Annotated in this window: 24 protein-coding genes and 1 tRNA gene; 4 read left to right on the top strand and 21 right to left on the bottom strand. The window is 53.0% G+C overall.

What is annotated here, in order from left to right; translation table 11 throughout:
- Positions 1 to 45 precede the first annotated feature (45 nt).
- On the bottom strand, positions 46 to 1,095 hold the full coding sequence (locus IDH44_RS22630) for an LCP family protein (protein WP_223869952.1): 1,050 nt from the start codon (positions 1,093 to 1,095) through the stop codon (positions 46 to 48).
- A gap of 195 nt (positions 1,096 to 1,290) precedes the next feature.
- Between IDH44_RS22630 and IDH44_RS22635 the strand changes: the two genes are divergently transcribed.
- Positions 1,291 to 1,638 carry a DUF4870 domain-containing protein gene (locus IDH44_RS22635; RefSeq protein WP_317890238.1) on the top strand — a complete coding sequence of 116 codons (348 nt, stop codon included), beginning with the start codon at positions 1,291 to 1,293 and terminating at the stop codon, positions 1,636 to 1,638.
- Between the two features lie 145 nt (positions 1,639 to 1,783).
- On the opposite strand, the gene IDH44_RS22640 is transcribed toward IDH44_RS22635, so the two are convergent.
- From IDH44_RS22640 to rpsF, 4 genes are all read right to left on the bottom strand, one after another.
- On the bottom strand, positions 1,784 to 2,971 hold the full coding sequence (locus IDH44_RS22640; protein ID WP_190921106.1) for an AI-2E family transporter: 1,188 nt from the start codon (positions 2,969 to 2,971) through the stop codon (positions 1,784 to 1,786).
- A 291-nt stretch (positions 2,972 to 3,262) separates the two neighbouring features.
- Entirely contained in the window at positions 3,263 to 3,538 is a 276-nt protein-coding gene (gene rpsR / locus IDH44_RS22645; protein ID WP_190921107.1) for a 30S ribosomal protein S18, read from the bottom strand.
- A gap of 49 nt (positions 3,539 to 3,587) precedes the next feature.
- On the bottom strand, positions 3,588 to 4,142 hold the full coding sequence (gene ssb, locus IDH44_RS22650) for a single-stranded DNA-binding protein (protein ID WP_190921108.1): 555 nt from the start codon (positions 4,140 to 4,142) through the stop codon (positions 3,588 to 3,590).
- 59 nt (positions 4,143 to 4,201) lie between these two features.
- Positions 4,202 to 4,486, bottom strand: a complete 285-nt coding sequence (gene rpsF, locus IDH44_RS22655) for a 30S ribosomal protein S6 (protein ID WP_190921109.1) — start codon at positions 4,484 to 4,486, stop codon at positions 4,202 to 4,204.
- Positions 4,487 to 4,744: 258 nt separating this feature from the next.
- On the opposite strand from rpsF, the gene IDH44_RS22660 reads away from it, so the two are divergent.
- On the top strand, positions 4,745 to 4,930 hold the full coding sequence (locus IDH44_RS22660; protein ID WP_190921110.1) for a YjzC family protein: 186 nt from the start codon (positions 4,745 to 4,747) through the stop codon (positions 4,928 to 4,930).
- A gap of 437 nt (positions 4,931 to 5,367) precedes the next feature.
- Here IDH44_RS22660 and IDH44_RS22665 read toward each other — a convergent pair.
- The 4 genes from IDH44_RS22665 to IDH44_RS22680 form a co-directional block, all read right to left on the bottom strand.
- Positions 5,368 to 5,459: transfer RNA gene (locus IDH44_RS22665), tRNA-Ser, on the bottom strand.
- A gap of 60 nt (positions 5,460 to 5,519) precedes the next feature.
- Entirely contained in the window at positions 5,520 to 5,738 is a 219-nt protein-coding gene (locus IDH44_RS22670; RefSeq protein ID WP_190921111.1) for a DUF951 domain-containing protein, read from the bottom strand.
- Positions 5,728 to 6,603 (bottom strand): mechanosensitive ion channel family protein, encoded by an 876-nt coding sequence (locus IDH44_RS22675; RefSeq protein WP_190921112.1) that lies wholly within the window; start codon positions 6,601 to 6,603, stop codon positions 5,728 to 5,730. The genes IDH44_RS22670 and IDH44_RS22675 overlap by 11 nt, the downstream gene beginning before the upstream one ends.
- A gap of 127 nt (positions 6,604 to 6,730) precedes the next feature.
- Positions 6,731 to 6,964 (bottom strand): DUF3343 domain-containing protein, encoded by a 234-nt coding sequence (locus tag IDH44_RS22680; RefSeq protein ID WP_317890239.1) that lies wholly within the window; start codon positions 6,962 to 6,964, stop codon positions 6,731 to 6,733.
- An 81-nt stretch (positions 6,965 to 7,045) separates the two neighbouring features.
- Between IDH44_RS22680 and yyaC the strand changes: the two genes are divergently transcribed.
- Entirely contained in the window at positions 7,046 to 7,639 is a 594-nt protein-coding gene (gene yyaC, locus IDH44_RS22685; RefSeq protein WP_190921114.1) for a spore protease YyaC, read from the top strand.
- Here the strand turns inward: yyaC and IDH44_RS22690 are convergent.
- The 12 genes from IDH44_RS22690 to rpmH all read right to left on the bottom strand — a co-directional run bounded on the left by IDH44_RS22690 (position 7,614) and on the right by rpmH (position 19,180).
- Positions 7,614 to 8,102, bottom strand: coding sequence for a DUF4446 family protein (locus tag IDH44_RS22690; protein WP_190921115.1), 489 nt, complete (start codon positions 8,100 to 8,102; stop codon positions 7,614 to 7,616). The two genes, yyaC and IDH44_RS22690, sit on opposite strands and share 26 nt — an antisense overlap.
- A gap of 41 nt (positions 8,103 to 8,143) precedes the next feature.
- Positions 8,144 to 9,304, bottom strand: a complete 1,161-nt coding sequence (locus IDH44_RS22695; protein ID WP_317890240.1) for an aminotransferase class V-fold PLP-dependent enzyme — start codon at positions 9,302 to 9,304, stop codon at positions 8,144 to 8,146.
- 109 nt (positions 9,305 to 9,413) lie between these two features.
- Positions 9,414 to 10,274 carry a ParB/RepB/Spo0J family partition protein gene (locus IDH44_RS22700; RefSeq protein ID WP_190921117.1) on the bottom strand — a complete coding sequence of 287 codons (861 nt, stop codon included), beginning with the start codon at positions 10,272 to 10,274 and terminating at the stop codon, positions 9,414 to 9,416.
- Positions 10,255 to 11,028 carry a ParA family protein gene (locus IDH44_RS22705; RefSeq protein WP_190921118.1) on the bottom strand — a complete coding sequence of 258 codons (774 nt, stop codon included), beginning with the start codon at positions 11,026 to 11,028 and terminating at the stop codon, positions 10,255 to 10,257. The genes IDH44_RS22700 and IDH44_RS22705 overlap by 20 nt, the downstream gene beginning before the upstream one ends.
- 521 nt (positions 11,029 to 11,549) lie before the next feature.
- A complete protein-coding gene (gene noc, locus IDH44_RS22710) occupies positions 11,550 to 12,365 on the bottom strand; it encodes a nucleoid occlusion protein (protein ID WP_190921119.1) in 816 nt (271 codons plus the stop codon).
- 569 nt (positions 12,366 to 12,934) lie between these two features.
- Positions 12,935 to 13,609 carry a 16S rRNA (guanine(527)-N(7))-methyltransferase RsmG gene (rsmG, locus tag IDH44_RS22715; protein WP_190921137.1) on the bottom strand — a complete coding sequence of 225 codons (675 nt, stop codon included), beginning with the start codon at positions 13,607 to 13,609 and terminating at the stop codon, positions 12,935 to 12,937.
- A gap of 45 nt (positions 13,610 to 13,654) precedes the next feature.
- A complete protein-coding gene (mnmG, locus tag IDH44_RS22720) occupies positions 13,655 to 15,544 on the bottom strand; it encodes a tRNA uridine-5-carboxymethylaminomethyl(34) synthesis enzyme MnmG (RefSeq protein ID WP_190921120.1) in 1,890 nt (629 codons plus the stop codon).
- Positions 15,545 to 15,562: 18 nt separating this feature from the next.
- The gene (mnmE, locus tag IDH44_RS22725) at positions 15,563 to 16,942 is read right to left on the bottom strand and encodes a tRNA uridine-5-carboxymethylaminomethyl(34) synthesis GTPase MnmE (RefSeq protein WP_190921121.1); all 1,380 of its coding nucleotides are present in this window, start codon (positions 16,940 to 16,942) and stop codon (positions 15,563 to 15,565) included.
- Positions 16,943 to 16,974: 32 nt separating this feature from the next.
- Positions 16,975 to 17,601, bottom strand: a complete 627-nt coding sequence (gene jag, locus IDH44_RS22730; protein ID WP_190921122.1) for an RNA-binding cell elongation regulator Jag/EloR — start codon at positions 17,599 to 17,601, stop codon at positions 16,975 to 16,977.
- Positions 17,598 to 18,320: a YidC/Oxa1 family membrane protein insertase gene (locus tag IDH44_RS22735; RefSeq protein ID WP_223869956.1), complete on the bottom strand. Its 723-nt coding sequence runs from the start codon at positions 18,318 to 18,320 to the stop codon at positions 17,598 to 17,600. The genes jag and IDH44_RS22735 overlap by 4 nt, the downstream gene beginning before the upstream one ends.
- Before the next feature lie 284 nt (positions 18,321 to 18,604).
- A complete protein-coding gene (gene rnpA, locus IDH44_RS22740) occupies positions 18,605 to 18,946 on the bottom strand; it encodes a ribonuclease P protein component (RefSeq protein WP_190921124.1) in 342 nt (113 codons plus the stop codon).
- Positions 18,947 to 19,045: 99 nt separating this feature from the next.
- Entirely contained in the window at positions 19,046 to 19,180 is a 135-nt protein-coding gene (gene rpmH, locus IDH44_RS22745) for a 50S ribosomal protein L34 (RefSeq protein ID WP_190921125.1), read from the bottom strand.
- A gap of 699 nt (positions 19,181 to 19,879) precedes the next feature.
- Between rpmH and dnaA the strand changes: the two genes are divergently transcribed.
- Positions 19,880 to 21,235 (top strand): chromosomal replication initiator protein DnaA, encoded by a 1,356-nt coding sequence (gene dnaA, locus IDH44_RS22750; RefSeq protein WP_190921126.1) that lies wholly within the window; start codon positions 19,880 to 19,882, stop codon positions 21,233 to 21,235.
- Positions 21,236 to 21,371: the final 136 nt, after the last annotated feature.

Raw genomic sequence — 21,371 nt, forward strand, 5'->3', positions numbered from 1 at the left:
ATCGAATTGGACACTCCGTTCCGTTATCGTACTGTAGAATTTGCGTTATTGCTCTACCGCCTCGGATGCGGAGAGCGGACGGCCGCCGCCGGTGCCTCCGTCGTATTGGCCGGGCCGCGGCAGCCGCGCAAAAGTGCGCGTGTCGTCCAGCCAATCGGCAATCCAGCTTTTCGCTTCTGTCAGATCTTCTTCGTCCAGGTAGAAATACCAGGCGCCGGAATCGGAATAACCGCCGCTCCCGCCAAGAGTTTCGCCATAGATCGAGCGCGTATCGGCCTGCACCATCGCCTTAGCGACATCAATGATCGTATCCGGCTTCATGTCTGTGGCGAAATTGTCGCCCATCGTTTCGATTAGCTGCGGAATTTTGCTCCAATTCTGAATATCTCCCGCTCGCTCCAACACCGCATTGACGAAGGTCTGATGGCGACCCGTACGACTGATGTCGCCGCCGGCATCCTCGCGGAAGCGCACGTAATTCAGCGCATCCTGACCGTTGTAAAGGTCTTGCCCCGCTTTAACGACGAACTTCTCATGCCCGGGATCGTCGTTGACCAGGTCCTTGTCGATCGGCAAGGAGATACCTCCCATCTCGTCGATCACATCGCGGAATCCGGAAAAGTTGACGGTCGCATAATGATCAACCTTCGTATCGAAGAGTGATTCGACCGTTTCGACTGCGAGCTCTGCTTCACCGTAGGCATAAGCATGGTTGATCTTGTCACCGTGACGACCCGGAATCTCGACATAAGCGTCGCGTGGAATTGAGACCATCAGCAACGCGCCGTCCACCGGACGAACGACGGTGTACAGCATCGTGTCCGAGCGTCCGCGCTCACCGCCCCGCTGGTCGAGGCCGAGCAGCAAGAGCGAGAACGGCTCGATTTGCTTCGTTTCCGCATGGGTGACGACGACAGGCTCGCGCCCCTCGAGCGGTTGATACGATTTTTCCAGCTCCTTCTCCACATTTGACGAAAGAAAGGTGTCGAAGCCCCAAATGGCGAGCTGCATTCGATTATAATAGCCGACCGTTCCGGCAATCAAAACAAGGGCGATGGCCGCGAAGAGCCATTTGTATTTTCGTAGCATTGTCATGATAATCTCCCATTCTCCATTCGTCTGTAACTCATTACACCGCTTCTCTCTATTTAAAACGGTGCCAGATGCAAGGAAGTTACAAATTGCGAGCAAAATGTCGATTCTTTTGTGGATCTGGCAGGTATACCCGTCCCCGAGCCCGAATACATATGCCATACCGAGAACTTTTGATTAGAAAGGATGTGTCGCCCCGTGCAGGAACCGAACTTGTCCCGCTCCTCCACCGGACTGGACCCCAAGGTCGCCGGACTGCTTTGCTACGCCGGCATCTTTGTCACCGGCATTATATTTCTGGTTCTGGAGAAAGAAAGCCGGTTCGTCAAATTTCACGCGATGCAATCGATTGTCGTATTCGGCGCGTTGACCGTCATCAACCTGATCCTCGGGCTCATCCCGTTTTTGGGATGGCTTGCATCGCTGGTGCTGACTCCGCTCTCCTTTATCCTGTGGATCGTGCTGATGCTCATGGCCCTTCAGGGCAAATGGTTCAAGCTGCCGTATGCCGGCGATTACGCTGAGCAACAAGCCGGCCGCTTCTAAAGGTGTGGTGAAAAACTAACGCCGCCGTGCCCGAAATGCGTTTCCAGCCGCCGTTCCGCCCCGATTCCTTGAAATTAACCTTATCAAAGGAAGGAATCGAGGAGCAAAATGGCGGACTAAATTACTGCTGGCCGGCTATCCCTCGTTAAATCTCGGTTTCCCCTCCGGTCGTCGCAGACGGTCGGATCTTGGCGCGGTCCTCGTACAGCGAGGACTTGCGCCGGACCCAAATGAACAGGTTGGTCACGATCACCTTCAATACGGCATAACCCGGCACGGCCAAAATAATCCCCAACACGCCGAACAAATTGCCGGCTGTAATAATGACGAAAATGATGGTAATCGGGTGAACCTGCAACGTTTTCCCCATAATTTGCGGCGAGATGAATTTGCCCTCGATGAGCTGCACGATCGTCCAGATGACAATCATCTTGATCAGCATGATTGGAGACGTCACCATCGCCACGATGAGCGCCGGCGTGATCGCAATCGCCGGGCCGAGGTACGGGATAATGGCCGTACATGCGGCGATCAGCGCCAGCACCAGCGAATATTTGAGCCCGATAATGAGATAGCCGATATACAGCAGCAGGCCGATACAACAGCTGACGATAATCTGACCCCGGATATAGCCGCTGATCTGCGTGTTGATCTCGCGCATGATGCGCAGTGAGTGCGAGCGCATGCGCGTAGGCAGACCGGACGCAATATAACGAGGCATGCGCTTGCCGTCCTTGAGCAAGTAGTACAGGATGAACGGCAGGGTGATAATGGCGAGCACGACTTCCTTGAGGGCGCCGACAAACGACCCCAGGCTGGACCATGCGTCATCCAAAAATGCCGTCGCCCGGCTCGTAATATCGCTGGTCAGGTCAGACGGTTCGATGGACAGCCAGTTTTGCGCCTGGCTCATCAGACCGCTGCTCATGAACAGGTTGAATTCTTCCTGAATCTGCTCGCCGTAGGTCGGAAGATTGTCAATCAGATCCCTGATCTGCTTGTCGATGAGCGGGATGACCGTAAATAGTAATATGGTCAACAGCCCCGCGATGAGCAGGAAAATGACAAAAATCGAATAGAGGCGCTTGATCTTCTTGCGCTCCAGCCAATTGACAAGCGGATTGAGCAAATAATACGCGATACCAGCCAAAATTAGCGGCAGCAGCACCGTTTTAACGAGAACCACAAACGGCTTGAATATAAAAGAAATTTTGGTCAAAATCATAATATTGAGCCCGACCAGCATGAGCACGAACAAAAACAGCACAAATTTGTTGTTTAAAATAAATCGCTTGAAACGATCCATGCCGGTTGCCGGCTGCTTCTTCTCCATGCCGAACGCTCGCTTTCTATATCCATATTAAGTCGATAGAGGGAGAGGCAGCCGCACGGCCGTCTCTCCCTCTATTCCGCCTGTGCATGGGCAACAGCGCAATCTATATTCCGTACTTCTAATTCTAAAAATCGGAAATTTTCGTGTCCTCGTTAACTATACCGCATCGGCCTGCAAAGCGCAACTTGACACCCAGGCTCTTGACTGCGACGAACCCTGCCTGGTGGACGGCCGACAAATGCAAAACGGGCGCGGCTCCGTTAGGAGCCGCGCCCGCAATAAGACGCTTGCTTAGTTGTCGGTCGTGTAAGGCAGCAGCGCTACCTGTCTTGCGCGCTTGATCGCGATCGTCAGAGCGCGTTGGTACTTGGCGCTCGTGCCCGTGACACGACGCGGCAGGATCTTGCCGCGTTCGCTGACGAAACGTCTCAGCAAGTCTGTGTCCTTGTAGTCAATATGCGTGATTTTGTTCACCGTGAAGTAGCACACTTTTCTGCGCTTGCCTCTGCCTTTGCGGCCGCTGAACCTTCTTTCGCTTCTGCCTTCCGTGCGTTCTGCAACAGACATGTTCAAAACTCCTTTCTATGTGGATAATTGAGCAAATCGCTCGATTTTTTTAAAAAGGTAAATCGTCCTCTGAAATGTCGATCGGCCGTCCGTCGTCGGAGAATGGATCGTTGTTGTTGTTCCGTGACGTATTCCCCGATCGGCCGCCGCCGCCTTCGTACGAGCCGCCGCCACTGCCGCCGGAGCCCCCCGAATTGCCATAGCCGCCTTGTCCACCTTGGCCGCCGTAGCCGCCGCCGGAACCTCCGCTTTGGCCGCCGCCGGAATCCTCGCCCCGGGAATCACGGTTCGACTCCAGGAAGCGGACATTGTCCGCGATGACCTCGGTCACATAGACGCGCCGACCTTCGTTATTCTCGTAATTGCGCACTTGGATACGGCCTTCGACCGCGGTCAGACGGCCCTTGCGCAAGTAATTCGCGCAGGTCTCGGCCAACTGACGCCAGGTGACAATCGGAATAAAATCGGCCTCGCGCTCGCCGGATCCGCTCGTGAACGGCCGATCCACGGCCAGCGTGAACTGCGTCACAGCCACGCCGGAAGGCGTATATCGCATCTCGGGATCCCGCGTAAGTCTGCCTATCAGGATTGTACGGTTCAACATCGCTTATCGCCTCCCCATTCAAGGCTTCCTATAATTTGAACACCACCACTTGACGCAGCTTACGCTACGTCTCTGACGACCAAGTAACGGATGATTTCATCCGTAATCTTAATGACGCGATCCAGCTCATTGACGACTTCGGAAGTCGCGTTGAAATGAACCAGGACATAAATCCCGTCACGAAGCTTGTTGATCTCATACGCAAGGCGGCGTTTGCCGACGACATCGGTCTTCGTCAATTCTCCGCCGTTGTTGATGATGGCATCGAACTTCTCGACAAGCGTTTGAACAGCTTCTTGCTCGACATCAGGACGAATAATGTACATCAATTCGTATTTGCGCATTTGATTCACCTCCTTTTGGACTATGCGGCTTCCACCGTGGCGGAAGCAAGGAGCGAGTAGACTCGCTAAATATGCATGGCATGACACGCACACCATATCAGTATAGCAAATATTGAAACTGGAGGCAAGGCAAAACTCGCGTAGACAAGACAGACCGGTGAGATCGTCTTTTTGAATGCACGCGATGGGAATTGCAAACACTACGCTCAGGCAGTCCGGACTGCCGTTCATTCTTCGATATAAGGAGGAACAATCGACGTGGGCGAGTGGACCAAGTTCAAGCATGGCGACAAGGCGCCCAATGACGGCGTATATATGGAGGTCGGCGAAGACGCGGTGCATATGGGCATCGAGGATCCGCAGAAGATCAAGCTTCGCAAGGGCGAGCGCTTCCCCGAGACGACTAACGACGATCGCAAATGGAAAAGAATCAACAAGTCATAATTTGGATGTATGAAGGATCGCTCGCGTGGCATCCTACTAGTGGCGGTGCAAAGAGAGGTGTGGTTCCGTTGAACCGAGTTACTCCCGCACAGCTGTTTTAAAACAACTATGCGGCTGTCCACGGTGATTTGGAAAACCTATGCTGGAATGCGCAACTGCGTGAATGGCATGGCAAATGCTCGCCTTATTCTCACATTGCATCAAGCACCTGGCACAACCCAAACGAAGCACCGCCACCCGAAAACACGGTTGCCGTTAGCATAACGGCAACCGTGTTTTTTGATACCTCTTTTAAGCCAATTCCATCCCTGCAGCCTCACATTTTGCGCGCTTCTTTCAACTCTAGGGCCGCATCCTACAGCTAGTTTCGCTAGACATTTCGAAAACAAAAAAATCCTCTGCACCTCTGGCAGAAGATCTAATTTTAAAAAAGAATGTGGCGGAAAGGGTGGGATTCGAACCCACGCACGGGAGTTACCCGCCTAGCTGATTTCGAGTCAGCCCCCTTGGGCCTCTTGGGTACCTTTCCATTTCCGCAACAGAATTTATTTTACCATAATCCAACGGTGTTGGCAAGCTTTTTTCAGGTTCATTCTCCGCCTTGTTCAGCACTGTTCTCCGCGCGGCGAAGCACTTTTTTCAAGCTCTTTTCGAACTTCAAACGCGGAATCAGCACGCTATGCTTGCAGCCTACGCATTTGATCCGAATATCCATGCCCATTCGTATAATTTCCATTTCATTGGTGCCGCACGGATGCGGCTTTTTCATTTCGACCACGTCGCCGAGCTCGAACTGCTTACGCTCCATTTTGTACCCCCCCTTCTCCATTCCGATGATAGGTCACGACTTTCGGATACGGAATTTCGATTCCGCGTGAATCCAGCGCTTTTTTGACATGCGCATACAGCTTACGAGTGATAGCGGCTTGCGTATTAGGACGACATTCCGCGATGATGCGTATGACAACTTCGGACGGACCGAGCGAATGCACCCCCAGCACCTCCGGCAGACGCACCATCTCGACGTCCTCCACTTCTTCGACCGCTTCCCGTATGACGCGCTCAGCCTGATCGATATTCTCTTCATAAGCGACAGAGATATCGATGACCGCCATGGAATTATTGAGTGAGAAGTTGGTCACTTCATTAATCATGCCGTTGGGAATGATATGAACCTCGCCGGTCCAGCTTTTCAGACGCGTAGAACGCATGCCGATCATTTCAACCGTGCCCTTGAAGGTGCCTGTCTGCACGACATCTCCGATTGCGAATTGATCTTCCACCACGATGAAAAAGCCGGTAATGACATCCTTTACGAGGCTTTGGGCGCCAAAGCCAATCGCCAGCCCGACGACGCCGGCTCCCGCCAGCAATGGACCGAGGTTGACGTTGAATTCTGCCAAAATCAACAAGCCCGCCACAAAATAGACGACATAGGTTACAATGTTGCTAAAAAGCTTGCCCACGGTGCGAATACGCCGCGTCTGGATCGCCAGGCGACTAGACTTACGCTCCATAATACTATCGGCAATGGTCTTCGTGGCGATATAGACTGTCAAGCGGCCCAGCACCAGAATCAATACAATGCGTATGACCGACCAACCGATATTCGACCAGACCCATTCGTTTGAGAACCACCCCCGAAGGGCCTCCCCCCACGAGTCCCATTCCATCTGTTCGTCGCTCCCTCGTTCATAGCGTCGGCCTTTTTCGCCGCTGTCCTCCCGCCATCCACGCACTGCAATGCGGAACCCGCTCATCATTTTTTATAATTGGATGGGAAATTCCCGCTTTTGTATACTAGATCGGATCGTATCCGTCCGCCGTCTTACGGAACATACCGCGAATTTCGATCTGTTCCTCCACAATGACGGCGCGCACGGTTTGTTCGTCCGCGTCGTCAAATGCAATCGACAATGCACAACCCGCTGTTATTTCCTTGGGTGTCGGGCAAATGTCGATTTCGATTTCCGCATATTCCAGCAACAATTCGGCGCGCAACGCCTGCTGCGTCGAGTCGAATGCGATGAGCACCCCATCCCTCCTCCGAAAGTATAAAACATATTGCTTCTCCATATACTATATACTAACCCTTACTGGCGGAGGAAATCGAAAATGAAACTTCCATCGTTGCATGAAGCATCGTCGCTCAGAATTGCATACACTGATCCCGCAATCCATACCACCTTGACCTCGCATCTCGGTAGAACCATGAGCCGGCTATATAATCGAAGACAGATTGCCGTCGTATGCATCGGCACGGACCGCTCCACCGGCGATGCACTCGGTCCGCTGATCGGCACTGCACTTCATAAGTACGCTTGTCCCCTCTTCGAGCTCTATGGCACGCTAGAGAGCCCGGTACATGCTATGAATCTCGAAGAAACGATGGCACAGATTGATCGCGAAATGGACAACCCCTTCATCGTCGGGATAGATGCGTGTCTTGGACAGGTGTCGAGCGTCGGAAGCATTCAGATCGGGCTGGGGCCGGTGCGTCCAGGCGCCGGTGTGAACAAGGAGCTGCCGCCAGTCGGCGACATGCACATTACAGGCATCGTGAATGTCGGCGGCTTCATGGAATATTTCGTCCTGCAAAACACTCGCCTGCATCTGGTCATGTCCATGTCCGATATCATCTCTACGTCGCTCCTGCACGCGATCTTGTCGCTCGAGCGGACCGTCATGCCTGCTGTAACGCTTGAGTGATGGCCTGCTGTTCCTCCGTCGACAGGGCGTACATGGAGGCCCCCTCCTTAAGCGGCTTCGCATAGACGTACGTCTCTTGCCGACTGTGCAAGCCGGTAATGACGATCCCGTCACGACGCTCGTTGACGATGGCCAAGGAGAAGCTCATATCGCTTCCCTGTTCGGCAAACGCATTGTACCGCACGACACCGACATGTCCATGTGCAATGGCCATTGCCTCGGACAGGGCCTTCAACTTTTCCGTATGCACCTGCAGGTGTTCCTCTTGCCGCCGGAGCGACGAATGGAACGTCTGAATCACGTCCTCCAGATTGCTCACCTGCGCACCGGATACCCACCTGTCGTAGGTGAGACGCATCTTGCGGAGCTTCACACTCAGCACGATGAGCCAGAGCATCAATAGCAGCACCCCTGCTCCCAGTATCGCTGCCGCCATCCACTCGCTATTACGCATTGCCTCCATCTTATGTTTCGCTCCCCTGATGTAATTGCCCTTGCGGCTGTTCAATAATGCTTCATGATCTCCTTCATCGCTGCTATGAAGGCATCCACCTCGTCCGTCGTGCTCGTCCAGCCGACGCTCGCCCGCACCGCTCCGGTCGACGACGTCCCTGCTTGACCATGCGCGAGCGGCGTACAATGATACCCGGCACGCACCGCAATGCCGTAGTGCTGATCGAGAATGAACGCCAATTCCGAGGGATCCACCTCAGACGCTACAAACGACACGATCCCGGTGCGCGGCCGCCCGGCCGGCGGCCCCAAGATTCGCAATCCCTTGAGCGCCTGCAGCCCGTCCATCAGCCTCAACGTCAACTCACGCTCGTGCGCGCGAATACGAGCAGTGCCTACATCCAGGATCGTCTCTACCCCTGCACGGAGACCGGCGATGCCCGGCGTATTCGGCGTGCCTGCCTCGTATCGGTCCGGCCGAATATCCGGTTGCCCTTCCGCCTCGGATTGACTCCCCGTCCCCCCGTGCAGCAGCGGCTCCAGATCAAGCTCGGGGTGCAGGTAGAGCCCTCCTGTCCCCTGTGGACCGAGCAGAGCCTTGTGGCCGGGGAACGCGAGCATATCTATACCCATCGCTTCCACATCAATGTCGAGTACCCCGGCACTTTGCGCCGCATCCACCAACAGGCGAACGCCATGCCGACGTGCGACCTCCCCGATATCCGCCACCGGCAGAATGCTTCCGAGCAGATTGGAGCTGTGATTAACAATAATCAAAGCGGTATGCGGGCGAATGGCCGATTCCACCATCGCTGCGTCCAGTTCCCCGTGCTCGTCGGTATCTACATACGACACTTCAACACCATGCTCGCGTATATACGTGAGCGGACGGCGGACCGAATTGTGTTCGACAGCAGTGGCTATCACATGATCCCCCGGCTTCAAAAATCCTTTGATCGCCACATTCAAGGCGGCTGTCGTATTCAAGGTGAACGCAATATCATTAGGGTTGCGAATTCCGAACAGCTTGGCAAGCGATCTCCGCCCTCCAAAAAGCACCCGACTTGCTTTGACCGCCATCCGATGGCTTCCCCTCCCGGGGTTAGCCGATTCGTGTTGCATGGCCGACATGACCGCATCCAGCACCGCCTGCGGCTTCGGCCAGGATGTCGCTGCATGGTCGAAATACAGCACCTCATTTTCTTTCTGCACCTTCCCACCCCTTCCCTTTACAGCCCGCATCTCGACAAAACAATAGCACCCCTAAGTTTAATCCTTCCCCGAGAAGAATACAACTTGGCGTGCTATTGCAAAACAAACTTTAGGCCAGTCTCTCGAGCAGTTCAAGCAATCGTTCAAGATCTTGTTTATTGTAATACAACAGCTCAATCCGACCCTTATCTTTTTGCTGTTTGATTTTGACGGTTGTCTTAAATGTTTCCCGGAGCGACTCCTCGATATTTTCAATATAGGGATCGCGTTTTTTCGTTTTTGTTTTCCCAGTCTCTACTTTTTGTTCTGTCGATCGAACATCCAGTTTTTGAATCGCATCTTCCAGCTCACGCACGCTCCATTCTTGAGCGACCGCTTCCTGAGCGAGTTCCTTGCGCACCTTATCCTGCTTAATCCCCGCGAGCGCTCTGGCATGCCCCATCGATAATGTTCCACGTGAAACATTTTCCTTGATTTCCTCCGGTAGTCCAAGCAAGCGCAAAAAGTTGGCTATATGTGAGCGCGATTTCCCAACTTTTAATGAAAGTTCTTCCTGGGTCAACTGGAATTTGTCCATAATGGCTTGATACGCAATCGCGATTTCAATCGCATTGAGGTCCTCACGCTGCAAATTCTCAATCAATGCGATTTCCATTACCTGCTGATCCGAGAAAGAACGAACGACTGCAGGAATCGTTTTCATGCCAATAAGGCTGGAGGCTCTGTATCGCCGCTCGCCGGCGATGATTTCATATCCCTTCAAGACACTGCGAACAATGATAGGCTGAATCACGCCATGCTGCTTGATCGACTCGGCAAGCTCGCGGATGGAATCGTCATCGAATGTCTTGCGGGGCTGATACGGATTTGGCCTCAGCTGCTCCAGCGGGACCTCAACCACTTTATCGTCTTCGCTGACTGACAATGACGGAATTAATGCATCAAGCCCTCTACCTAGCCGCTTGCTCATATGTGATCACTTCCTTTGCCAGTTGAAGATAGACTTCGGCACCCTTCGATCTAGGGTCGTATGTTACAATCGATTGCCCGTGCGAAGGCGCCTCACTGAGTCGTACATTGCGCGGAATAATGGTTTGGTACACTTTTTGTTGGAAGTACTTCTTCACTTCTTCTATGACTTGAATCCCCAGGTTCGTCCGCGCATCGAACATCGTCAGCAGCACACCTTCAATTTGCAGTTGGGTATTCAAGTGTTTTTGGACCAGACGAACGGTATTCAGCAGTTGACTCAGCCCCTCCAACGCGTAATATTCGCACTGAATCGGGATGATGACCGAATCCGAAGCCGTCAAGGAGTTGATTGTCAAAATACCGAGCGAAGGCGGGCAATCAATCAAGATGTAGTCATAATGCTGACGAACGAGTTGAAGCGATTTTTTCAACCGCACTTCTCGGGAAATCGTCGGAACCAGTTCAATCTCCGCCCCTGCAAGCTGTATTGTAGCCGGAATAATGGAAAGTCCGGGAATCATCGTCTCTTGGATGGCATCATTCGGGTGGACCTCATTAATAAGCACGTCGTAAATGCAATTTTCGACGTCGCCTTTGTTTATCCCTACTCCGCTCGTTGTATTGCCTTGCGGATCAATGTCAACGAGCAGCACCTGCTTTCCTAAGGAAGCGAGCGATGCGCCTAAGTTGACGGATGTCGTTGTCTTTCCAACGCCACCCTTCTGGTTTGTTATCGCTATGATCTTAGCCAAGCTGTTCACCTCTATAATTTGAGCATAATATCCTGATTTTGTTACAGCCGTTCATGACCGTCATCGCCAACCTCCGTTTCGTTCCGAGAATAGATAGAACCGTTTATAAGCGTGGATCTTATAAATTCTATCTATTCAAGGCGAAACGGTTGCATGCCGTCCTCGGACGGCACGCAAGCTTCGTTCCGAAAAATCTAGACACGTATCAAACAACTTTTATACGTTCTATGATTTCAAGGCGAAACGGCGAGGCCGTCTTCTTATGGCCGATTCCGTTTCGTTCCGAGAATAGATAGAGCCGTTTATAAGCGTGAATCTTATAAATTCTATCTATTCAAGGCGAAACGGTTGCATGCCGTCCTCGGACGGCATGCAAGCTTCGTTCCGAAAAATCTAGACACGTATCAAACAACTTTTATACGTTCTATGATTTCAAGGCGAAACGGCAAGGCCTCTTTGACCTCCTATTACAAAAGGACGCGCCGTCCCAATCAGGACGGCGGCTCATGAGCCTTATGTGCTTAACGTTTCGGAATTTTAATAACAATTTCGTAATGTTCTTCCGTATCCTTTTCATCCGTCTTGATCTTAAGCCCTGAACCCGACACCATTTCGATGGACTGCCGAATCGTATTCAAGGCCAGCCGGACATCCTTTGTATACGAGACGCGCCGCGACTTATTGAGCTTTTTGACCTCTTTGTAAAAAGCGACGCGACCCTCGGTTTGCTTGACATTCAGTTCTTTTTCCAAGACTTCCTTCAAAATCTTCATTTGAAGCTCTTCGCCGTCGAGCGCGAGCAAGGCACGAGCATGGCGCTCCGTTATTTTACGATCGATCAAGGCTTGCTTCACCGGCTCCGACAGATTCAACAAGCGTATTTTATTGGCAATGGTTGACTGACTCTTCCCTAGCCGCTGTGCCAAGCTTTCTTGCGTCAATTGATGCAGATCGATTAACTTCTGATAGGCCGCAGCTTCTTCAATGGCAGTCAATCCCTCACGCTGCAGATTCTCGATCAAGGCAATGGAAGCTGCCTGCGCATCATTAAAATCCCGTACAATTCCCGGAATGGTGTCCAAGCCAAGCTTCGAAACCGCCCGAAATCGCCGCTCGCCGGCAATGATTTCATACCGGTCCTGACGCATTCTGACGACGATCGGCTGGATGACGCCGTGCGTCCGAATCGTCTGACACAATTCGTCAATTCTCTCGTCGTCAAATATGGTCCGTGGCTGATACGGACTGGGATCAATCTGCGTCAATGGAAGCTGTTTCACTTCGTCCTGCGCTGGTTTCTCCCCAAGCCCGAATAAACGTGAAAATTGTTCTTTCATAATATGGATTACCACCCGATCATCTTTAAGATACCCGCAAAGCCAAACGACGAAATTTAGTTCACGGCGAAACTCACATGGCCATCTATTGCGACCACGCGAAACGTCCGCCGGCTTTGTCTGGCGCGACACGTCTCGCTCTCCCCACGCTATCCATTCGTTCGATTGGCAACACCGAATGCGCACTCTTATTCCAAAATGAATCAGCCGTTTTTAAAGCACGTTTAACCGCCTGAAGCTCCTGCCACGGGCACACCAATTCAGCCGATACAGTCTTCCGATCGAAGGCGAAACGGCGAAGACGTTTTGCGACCGAGCAAGCTTCGTCCCAAGAATTTATCAATTCAAGACGAATAGGCTGGCGCCGTCCTTTTGCGGCGAAGCGAGTTGCTTTCTATACTTTTGAGATAGGATATATACTCTAATAAATTCGTCGATCCCCGTTTCATTTCCTGCTTGACATCTGCGATTCCCAAAAAATAAACCAATGTTCCACGTGGAACATTGGTATTATTATGACGCATCTGCGTCATCGCCGTCAACCAGAGCGATTCGGGTTGGCTTGACGTTTATAAGGGGGTTTTGGCCGGTGTGCCTGCCTTGCGCGGGTAAGCAGGCGGCGTTGCATCCGTTTTGTGTATCCATACAATGTGACGTTCGGATCTTTCTTGGGGCAGCTCCAATTGATCCACCTTTCTCACGGTCCCCTTCAGCTTTTTCAGGCTGTTCCCCGCTTCCTCTAGCTCAAGCCTTGGATCGGCCCCTTTCATCGCTGCAAAATGGCCTTGCGGGCGAACAAAGGGCAAGCACAGCTCATTCAATACCGACAATCGAGCTACCGCTCTGGCACTCACCAGGTCGTAACGATCACGATGCTCTGTCCTGCGTGCGACATCCTCTGCACGACCGTGCACACCCTTCACATGCTTCAGCCCAAGCGCATCCGTCAATGCTTGCAAAAACTGAATGCGTTTGTTAAGGGAGTCAACAATGGTCACCCGCAGCTCGGGAAGCATAATCGCGATCGGCACGCTCGGGAAGCCTGCCCCGGAACCAATGTCAGCCATTGTATGAATGTTGTTCACACCTTGGGGAGCACGCATCATCACCGTCAGGGAATCGTAAAAATGCTTCTCATATACGGCCTCGCGCTCGGTAATGCCGGTCAGATTCATACGTTCATTCCATTCGACCAGCATACGGTAATAGATCTCAAATTGCTCGGACTGCTCCAGGGACAACATTAGCCCTTGCTCTGCCAACCTTGATTCGAACCAATGCTTCACGTTCTACCCCCGAGCCGCGACGACGCGGTTGTGATGCTCCATATACACCAGAAGGATCGAAATGTCAGCCGGTGTGACCCCGCCGATTCGGGAAGCTTGACCAATCGACAATGGCCGGATCTCGGTCAGCTTTTGTCTGGCTTCCGACGCCAAGCCACGCACATCCGCATAGTCGATATTGGCCGGAATTTTCTTTTTCTCCATCTTGCTCATTCGTTCCACCTGCAGCAACTGCTTCTCAATATAGCCTGCATATTTGATCTGAATTTCCACCTGCTCCTTCATCTCGTCCGTCAGCTCCAGCGGAGACGGAATCAACGGCTCCAGGTGCGCGTAGGTCACTTCAGGGCGACGTAGCAATGACAGTGCGTCGGAAGTCTGAGTAATCGGCGCCGAACCCAGGCCCTGCAGCATCGACTGAATCGGCTCATCGGGCTTGATTTTGACAGACTTGAGACGCTCGATTTCCTGCTGTACCCGCTCGCGTTTGACGAGAAATTTGCCGTGACGCTCCTCGCTGATCAGGCCGAGCTGATAGCCCAGAGGGGTCAATCGCATATCCGCATTGTCGTGGCGGAGCAGCAAGCGGTACTCGGCACGGGAGGTCAACAGCCGATATGGATCGTTCGTTCCCTTCGTGACGAGATCGTCAATCATAACTCCGATATAGCCTTGTGAACGCTCCAGCACGACCGGATCTTTGCCGAGCACCTTGCACGCTGCATTGATTCCGGCCATGATGCCCTGCCCCGCCGCTTCTTCATAGCCGGATGTGCCATTAATCTGTCCCGCTGTGAAGAGATACGGTACCCTCTTCGTCTCCAGTGTCGGCCAGAGCTGCGTCGGCACGACTGCATCATATTCGATGGCATAACCGTTGCGCATCATCTCGACGCGTTCGAGACCGGGGATCGAGCGCAAAATTTTGAGCTGCACATCCTCGGGCATACTGGTAGAGAGCCCTTGTACGTAGTATTCCGATGTCTGCTTGCCCTCCGGCTCCAGGAAAATCTGATGCTTCGGCTTGTCGGCGAAGCGCACGATTTTATCCTCAATTGACGGACAATAGCGCGGCCCCGTCCCTTCGATTGCGCCAGAGAACATAGGGGCGCGGTGCAGATTGTCGTTGATAATCTGATGCGTTTCGGCCGAGGTATAGGTCAGCCAGCATGGCAGTTGCTCGTTATCCGCATAGAGCGTTTCGTAGGAAAAAAACTTCGGCTTTACGTCGCCCGGTTGAATCTCCGTCTTGTCGAAGTCGATTGTATCCTTATGGACGCGCGGCGGCGTGCCGGTTTTAAAGCGCACCAGATCAAAGCCCAGTTCACGCAAGCTTTCGGACAGCTTGACGGAAGGCTGTTGATTGTTAGGGCCGCTTTCGTAGATCAGCTCGCCCATAATAATTTTACCGCGCAAATACGTGCCTGTCGTCAGGACGACCGATTTGGCACGGTAGATCGCACCTGTTTTGGTGACCAGACCGGTACAAGCACCGTCCTCCACCAGCAGCTCCTCCGCCATGCCCTGGCGCAAGGTAAGGCGCGGCGTTTCTTCAATCGTTTTTTTCATCATGTGCTGATACAGAAATTTGTCGGCCTGCGCCCGCAGCGCATGGACCGCCGGCCCCTTGCCGGTATTCAACATTCGCATTTGAATATATGTTTTGTCGATGTTGCGCCCCATCTCCCCGCCGAGCGCATCGATTTCCCGCACGACATGGCCTTTGGCCGGGCCGCCAATCGACGGATTGCACGGCATGAAGGCCACCATATCCAGATTGATCGTCAACAGCAGAGTTTCGCATCCCATGCGCGCCGCGGCAAGTGCCGCCTCGCAGCCGGCATGACCGGCGCCGATGACGATAATATCGTAGTTTCCCGCTTCGTACGTCATGTTGTCTTCTCCTTCCTCTTATTTTCCGAGACAGAATTGCGAAAAAATCTGATCGATTAACGAATCGCCGGCGTTCTCGCCATTGATCTCGCCCAAGCGCTCCCAGGCGGTACGTACGTCGATCTGGATCAAATCAATCGGAATCCCCGCGTCGGCCGCATCGATCGCATCCGCAGCCGCAGCCTTCGCTTGCTTCAACAACGCGATATGCCGCGCATTGCTGACATAAGTCAGATCCGCAGACTCCAGCTCGCCCGCGAAAAAGATCGTGCGAATCGCGTCCCCCAACTGCTCAAGTCCTTGCTCCTGCAAGACTGACATCTGCACAAGCTGCGGCTCGGGCATTTGCTCCAGCACCTGCTCCAGCTCAAGCCGGCGTGGCAGGTCGCTTTTGTTCAAAATTACGATGCATTGGCGGCTGCGCAACTGCGCGAGCAGCTCGCGCTCGTCCTCATGCAGCGCATTGCCGGCACTCAGGACGAACAAGATCAAATCCGCATCGACGATAGCCGCGCGCGAGCGCGCTACGCCGATCTGTTCAACCGTATCGAGTGTCTCTCGAATACCCGCCGTATCGAGCAGCTTGAGCGGAATCCCTCCCACCGTCACATACTCTTCGATCACATCCCGCGTCGTACCGGGAATATCGGTCACGATAGCCCGGTTATCCTGCGCCAGCGCATTGAGCAACGAAGACTTGCCGACATTGGGCCGGCCGACAATAGCCGTCGTAATGCCTTCGCGCAATATTTTGCCCTCGTTCGCGGTGCGCAGCAGCTCATCCACGCGCGAAATGACTTTGCCGCATTGCGTGCGAATGTAATCGGCCGTCATCGCTTCCACGTCATGCTCGGGATAATCAATGTTAACCTCAATATGCGCCAGCAGCTCGATCAGTTCGCCGCGCAGCCCTTGAATCATGCGCGCCAGACGGCCGTCGACCTGCTTGAGCGCAATCGCCGATGCCCGGTCCGACTTGGCGCGAATCAGATCCATGACCGCTTCGGCCTGCGTCAGATCGATTCGGCCGTTCAGGAAAGCCCGCCTCGTGAATTCACCTGGCTCAGCCGCACGCAATCCAGGCTGACGCAGCACAAGATCAAGCACTTGCTTGACCGAAATAAACCCGCCATGCGTGCTGATTTCCACGACATCCTCGGCTGTGAAGGAGCGCGGTCCGCGCATCACCGTAACGAGCACTTCCTCGATGGCCTCACCCGTTTGCGGATCGACAATACGGCCGTAATGCACCGTGTGCGATTCGACCTCGCCTAGCTTGCTTTTGGAACGAAACATGCGCTCCACCGCAGGGACTGCTTCAACTCCGCTTACCCGTATAACGGCAATGCCGCCCTCTCCCACAGCGGTCGAGATAGCGGCAATCGTATCCAGTATCATAGGCTTTGACACCTCTATGTTGTCATGCTTTTTTATGACGTTCTCATCGCAATCACGACGCGTCGATTCGGATCGTCGCCTGTGCTGTGCGTCTTCACACGCGGATGTTGGATCAGCCGGGTGTGGATGACTTTGCGCTCATGGGCCGGCATCGGCTCGAGCACGACTTCCTTACGCGTCCGAATGACGCGACTGGCCAAACGATCGGCCAAATCTTCCAAGGTCTGGCGCCTGCGCGCGCGAAAATTCTCGGCATCGAGCACGATGCGAAGATACTCGTCGGCATGACGATTGGCAACAATATTGGTCAAGTACTGCAAAGCATCCAGCGTCTGGCCGCGACGGCCGATCATCATGCCCAGCTCGTCTCCGCCGACGAGCTCCAGCCGCACGCTGTCATCCTCGTCGGCGCGAGAGATTCGCACCGATAATCCCATCGCTTCCGCCACCTCGCGCAGGAAGCGCTCCGCCTCCCCTACCGGATCGGGCAGCACCTCCAGTTCAACCTTTGCTTCTTTGACCCCGATAAGACCAAACAGCCCTTTTGCGGGCTGCTCCAGTACGGTGGTCCGTACGCGATCTTCGGTCACTTGCAATTGTGCCAATCCATTCGCTACCGCATCTTCGATCGTCTTGCCCGATGCAACGAGCGTTTTCATTTTGCAGGAACCTCCTTGCCTTTATCCGAATTGCGGACATACAGGAAGTAGTTCTGAGTAATGGTGTAAATATTGCTGTAGATCCAGTACAGCGGAAGCGCGGCCGGGAACGAAATGGCCATAACGAAGATCAGTACCGGGAAAATAAGCAAAATCATTTGCATCGGGTTATTCGGCTGCTGCGGCATCATCTTCGACTGCACAAACGTCGTAATCGCCGCGATTACCGGCAGAATGAAGTAAGGGTCCTTCTCCCCCAGCTGGAGCCACAAAAATGTATGCTCGCGTATATCGGCATTCCAGTAAATTGCATTGTAAAGGGCAATGAAAATCGGCATCTGCACAATCAGCGGCAGACATCCGGCAAGCGGATTGACCTGATGCTTTTGGAACAGCTTCATCGTCTCTTCCTGCTGCTTTTGCGGATTATCCTTGTACTTCTCGCGAATCTGCTTCATCTCAGGCTGCAGCGCCTGCATGGCCTTGGAGCTTCGATATTGCTTCAGCGTCAACGGCAGAATGATTGTTCTTACTATAATAGTAAGCAACAAGATCGACAGCCCGTACGACCCGCCGAACCAATCGGCGAAGGTATCGAGCATGGTCGCGAAGTAATACACGACGTTGCGCTCCCAGAAGTTACCGTTCTTCAAGTCCCCTGTGTCCATCGTATGGTCGAGCGGCGCGCAGCCGGCCAGCACCACCATTAGCGCAAGCATTGCCAATATAAGCAGCCATCTTTTTCGTAAAATCCGGGACAACATCAAAACTCCTCTCCAAGGCGAAACGGACAAGCCGTTCTTTTACGGCGCAGCGAGTTTCGTTCCGAGAAATTTAGAAAAGCATAAGCGAAATCCTATGCTTTCTATAATTTCAAGGCGAAACGGACAAGCCGTTCTTTTACGGGCGCAGCGAGTTTCGTTCCGAGAAGCCACGCGTTCATTCTCAACTATATCACATATTCTGGGACAAGGAAACAGAACCTGCGGCTTGTCCGGATCGCTTAGCGTGACAACAATTTCGCCTTGCGAAGCACATGCAGCACACTGCGCTCCAAATCCTTTGAACGCATGCCGATGGCAGGTCGACGCGCAATCAGAATAAAGTCCACATGCTTCCCGATCCGATCCGCCTGCAGCCGCACGATTTCTTTGAGCACCCTTCGCATCCGGTTGCGCACGACGGCATTGCCCAGCTTTTTGCTGACCGACACGCCCATCCGGAAGTGCTCCACCTCCGGCGTGCGCTTCCAGTACACGACGAGCTGGCTATTCGCAAACGAACGGCCGCCTCGATATATGCGGTTAAAGTCCTGTCTGTTCCTCAGGCGCAGCTTACGTTGCACGGACCATCCACCGAACCTTCTTCATATATTTCAAGCCTTCCCATATTTCCATAAAAAAAGACCACCGAACGTGGCCTTTCCCTCGAAACATCATTTGCTCTATGCGCTCAGTACTTTTCTTCCCTTTTTGCGGCGAGCGGTCAGTACCTTGCGTCCATTTTTCGTGCTCATCCGTTTACGGAAGCCGTGCACCTTTTTGCGCTTGCTCACGTTCGGCCGAAATGTCGGTCTCATCGATCCTGCACCTCCTTACATGAACGATCTCAATATTGCTTCTTCTATTGGGTCATCCGCACACGGCGCGGTCTGTCCCTCAACCGTGGCAGCCGTACCATTACCTCATGCAAGCAGAAAACACCAGCTATCATTATCGCACGGTTATCCTCAAAAGTCAAGGTTCCACGTGCGTTCCCTTCTTTCCCCTTTGATTCGCCATTCATCCACAGGATCGGTCCCGCTTCAACAAATTTAACAACATGTGGACAACATTTTCAGTCGTTTACGCGAATGCTGTCGAATCTTAACAAGTTATAAACAATATCTAGTGTTGTATATAACTGCGTCATACAAGTTGTTGATAATGTGGATAAAATCGTTCGTGCCATTGAATTCAAGGGGTTATTTTGCTATGATAGATTTGTTTTTGATGTGGACGGCTATGGCAATGCCCGCGTTTTATTAACAGCCTGTGGATAACATTGTGAACAATTTTCATCCCCATCGTATAACTCCACCTACATAATTCTTAATAATGTGGATTATATTTCGACGAATTCCCCGCCCTCGGACGGCGAAAAACGATACTGACGCTCAAAGTCTCCCGCCAGCTGCAACGCTCCGGGAGACGTTTCGCGTCTTATGACAAGCCCGGACACGCGCCTACACAGGAGCTCGGCTTGTCTAACGCACCCTACGGACAAGGAGTGACATGCTGTGGATCGCGATACGCATGAAGTCTGGCAGCAGGTGCTGTCAATCATTCAATCCAAACTGAGCAAGCCGAGCTTCGATACCTGGTTCAAGGCCACCAAAGCGTCTATGATCGGAGAAGATCTGCTTGTCATTACTGCGCCGACGACATTCGCCGCAGAGTGGCTGGAGAGTCGATACACCAAGCTCGTGCGCGCCACGCTACAGGATTTTCTCGGCAGAACAATCGACATTCGCTTTGCTATCGAAGAAGACAAGCCGCCCGAACCGGCAGCGCCTTATCCGGCGAAGCCGGCTCCGATGCCGGTTCAGGAAGAGTCGTTCTCGCATATGCTCAATCCCAAATATTCTTTCGACAGCTTTGTCATCGGCTCGAACAACCGTTTTGCGCACGCAGCTTCGCTGGCGGTGGCGGAAGCGCCAGCCAAGGCGTACAACCCGCTGTTTCTCTATGGAGGCGTTGGACTTGGCAAGACGCATTTGATGCATGCGATCGGCCACTACATCTTGGAGCATAATCCGCACATGCGCGTGCTCTATATTTCTTCCGAAAAATTTACCAACGAGTTCATTAATGCCATTCGGGACAACCGCGGCGAAAATTTTCGGATTAAATATCGCAATATCGACGTTTTACTCATTGACGACATTCAGTTTTTGGCGGGCAAGGAGCAAACGCAGGAAGAATTTTTCCATACCTTCAACGCGCTCCACGAAGAACGCAAACAAATCATCATTTCCAGCGACCGGCCGCCCAAGGAAATCCCGACGCTCGAGGAACGGCTGCGCTCGCGCTTTGAATGGGGCCTGATCACCGATATTCAACCGCCGGATCTGGAGACGCGGATCGCCATTCTGCGCAAAAAAGCAAAAGCGGACAATCTGGATATTCCAAACGAGGCGATGATCTATATCGCCAATCAGATCGATACCAACATCCGCGAGCTGGAGGGCGCGCTGATTCGCGTCGTCGCCTATTCCTCGCTGATCAATCAAGATATCTCGTCTCATTTGGCAGCGGAAGCGCTCAAGGATATTATTCCGTCGACGCGTCCCAAAATGATTACCATTCAGGATATTCAGCAGCGCGTCGGTGAATATTACGGCCTCAAGCTGGAGGACTTCAAGGCGCGCAAACGGACCAAGGCCGTCGCATTTCCAAGGCAAATCGCCATGCACCTGGCCCGCGAGCTCACTGAATTCTCCTTGCCCAAAATCGGCGAAGCTTTCGGCGGACGCGACCATACGACTGTCATTCATGCGCACGAGAAAATTAGCCAGCAGCTCAAGGTGGACCAAGAACTGTACAAGATCGTGCAGACACTGTCCGAACGAATCAAAAGCCACACGCATGCCTAGACAAAAGGCTCCCGGTTCGGGGCCCGGACAGCACAAAACACGTAGCGCCGTCAAAGGACGTCTTGTCCGAATCGTCATGCGCATACACCTGTGTACAACAGAGCAAGCCCATTCACAAGCTATGCACATGTGGATA

Source organism: Paenibacillus sabuli (assembly GCF_014705605.1).
GTDB lineage: Bacteria > Bacillota > Bacilli > Paenibacillales > Paenibacillaceae > Paenibacillus_D > Paenibacillus_D sabuli.

Coding starts and splice junctions, on each gene's coding strand:
- IDH44_RS22630 (WP_223869952.1), bottom strand. CDS start 1,095: ATGACAATGCTACGAAAATACAAATGGCTCTTCGCGGCCATCGCCCTT.
- IDH44_RS22640 (WP_190921106.1), bottom strand. CDS start 2,971: ATGGAGAAGAAGCAGCCGGCAACCGGCATGGATCGTTTCAAGCGATTT.
- rpsR (WP_190921107.1), bottom strand. CDS start 3,538: ATGTCTGTTGCAGAACGCACGGAAGGCAGAAGCGAAAGAAGGTTCAGC.
- ssb (WP_190921108.1), bottom strand. CDS start 4,142: ATGTTGAACCGTACAATCCTGATAGGCAGACTTACGCGGGATCCCGAG.
- rpsF (WP_190921109.1), bottom strand. CDS start 4,486: ATGCGCAAATACGAATTGATGTACATTATTCGTCCTGATGTCGAGCAA.
- IDH44_RS22670 (WP_190921111.1), bottom strand. CDS start 5,738: ATGGAGCGTAAGCAGTTCGAGCTCGGCGACGTGGTCGAAATGAAAAAG.
- IDH44_RS22675 (WP_190921112.1), bottom strand. CDS start 6,603: ATGGAATGGGACTCGTGGGGGGAGGCCCTTCGGGGGTGGTTCTCAAAC.
- yyaC (WP_190921114.1), top strand. CDS start 7,046: ATGAAACTTCCATCGTTGCATGAAGCATCGTCGCTCAGAATTGCATAC.
- IDH44_RS22690 (WP_190921115.1), bottom strand. CDS start 8,102: ATGGAGGCAATGCGTAATAGCGAGTGGATGGCGGCAGCGATACTGGGA.
- IDH44_RS22700 (WP_190921117.1), bottom strand. CDS start 10,274: ATGAGCAAGCGGCTAGGTAGAGGGCTTGATGCATTAATTCCGTCATTG.
- noc (WP_190921119.1), bottom strand. CDS start 12,365: ATGAAAGAACAATTTTCACGTTTATTCGGGCTTGGGGAGAAACCAGCG.
- rsmG (WP_190921137.1), bottom strand. CDS start 13,609: ATGTTGTCCCTGGAGCAGTCCGAGCAATTTGAGATCTATTACCGTATG.
- mnmG (WP_190921120.1), bottom strand. CDS start 15,544: ATGACGTACGAAGCGGGAAACTACGATATTATCGTCATCGGCGCCGGT.
- mnmE (WP_190921121.1), bottom strand. CDS start 16,942: ATGATACTGGATACGATTGCCGCTATCTCGACCGCTGTGGGAGAGGGC.
- jag (WP_190921122.1), bottom strand. CDS start 17,601: ATGAAAACGCTCGTTGCATCGGGCAAGACGATCGAAGATGCGGTAGCG.
- IDH44_RS22735 (WP_223869956.1), bottom strand. CDS start 18,320: ATGCTTGCGCTAATGGTGGTGCTGGCCGGCTGCGCGCCGCTCGACCAT.
- rpmH (WP_190921125.1), bottom strand. CDS start 19,180: ATGAGACCGACATTTCGGCCGAACGTGAGCAAGCGCAAAAAGGTGCAC.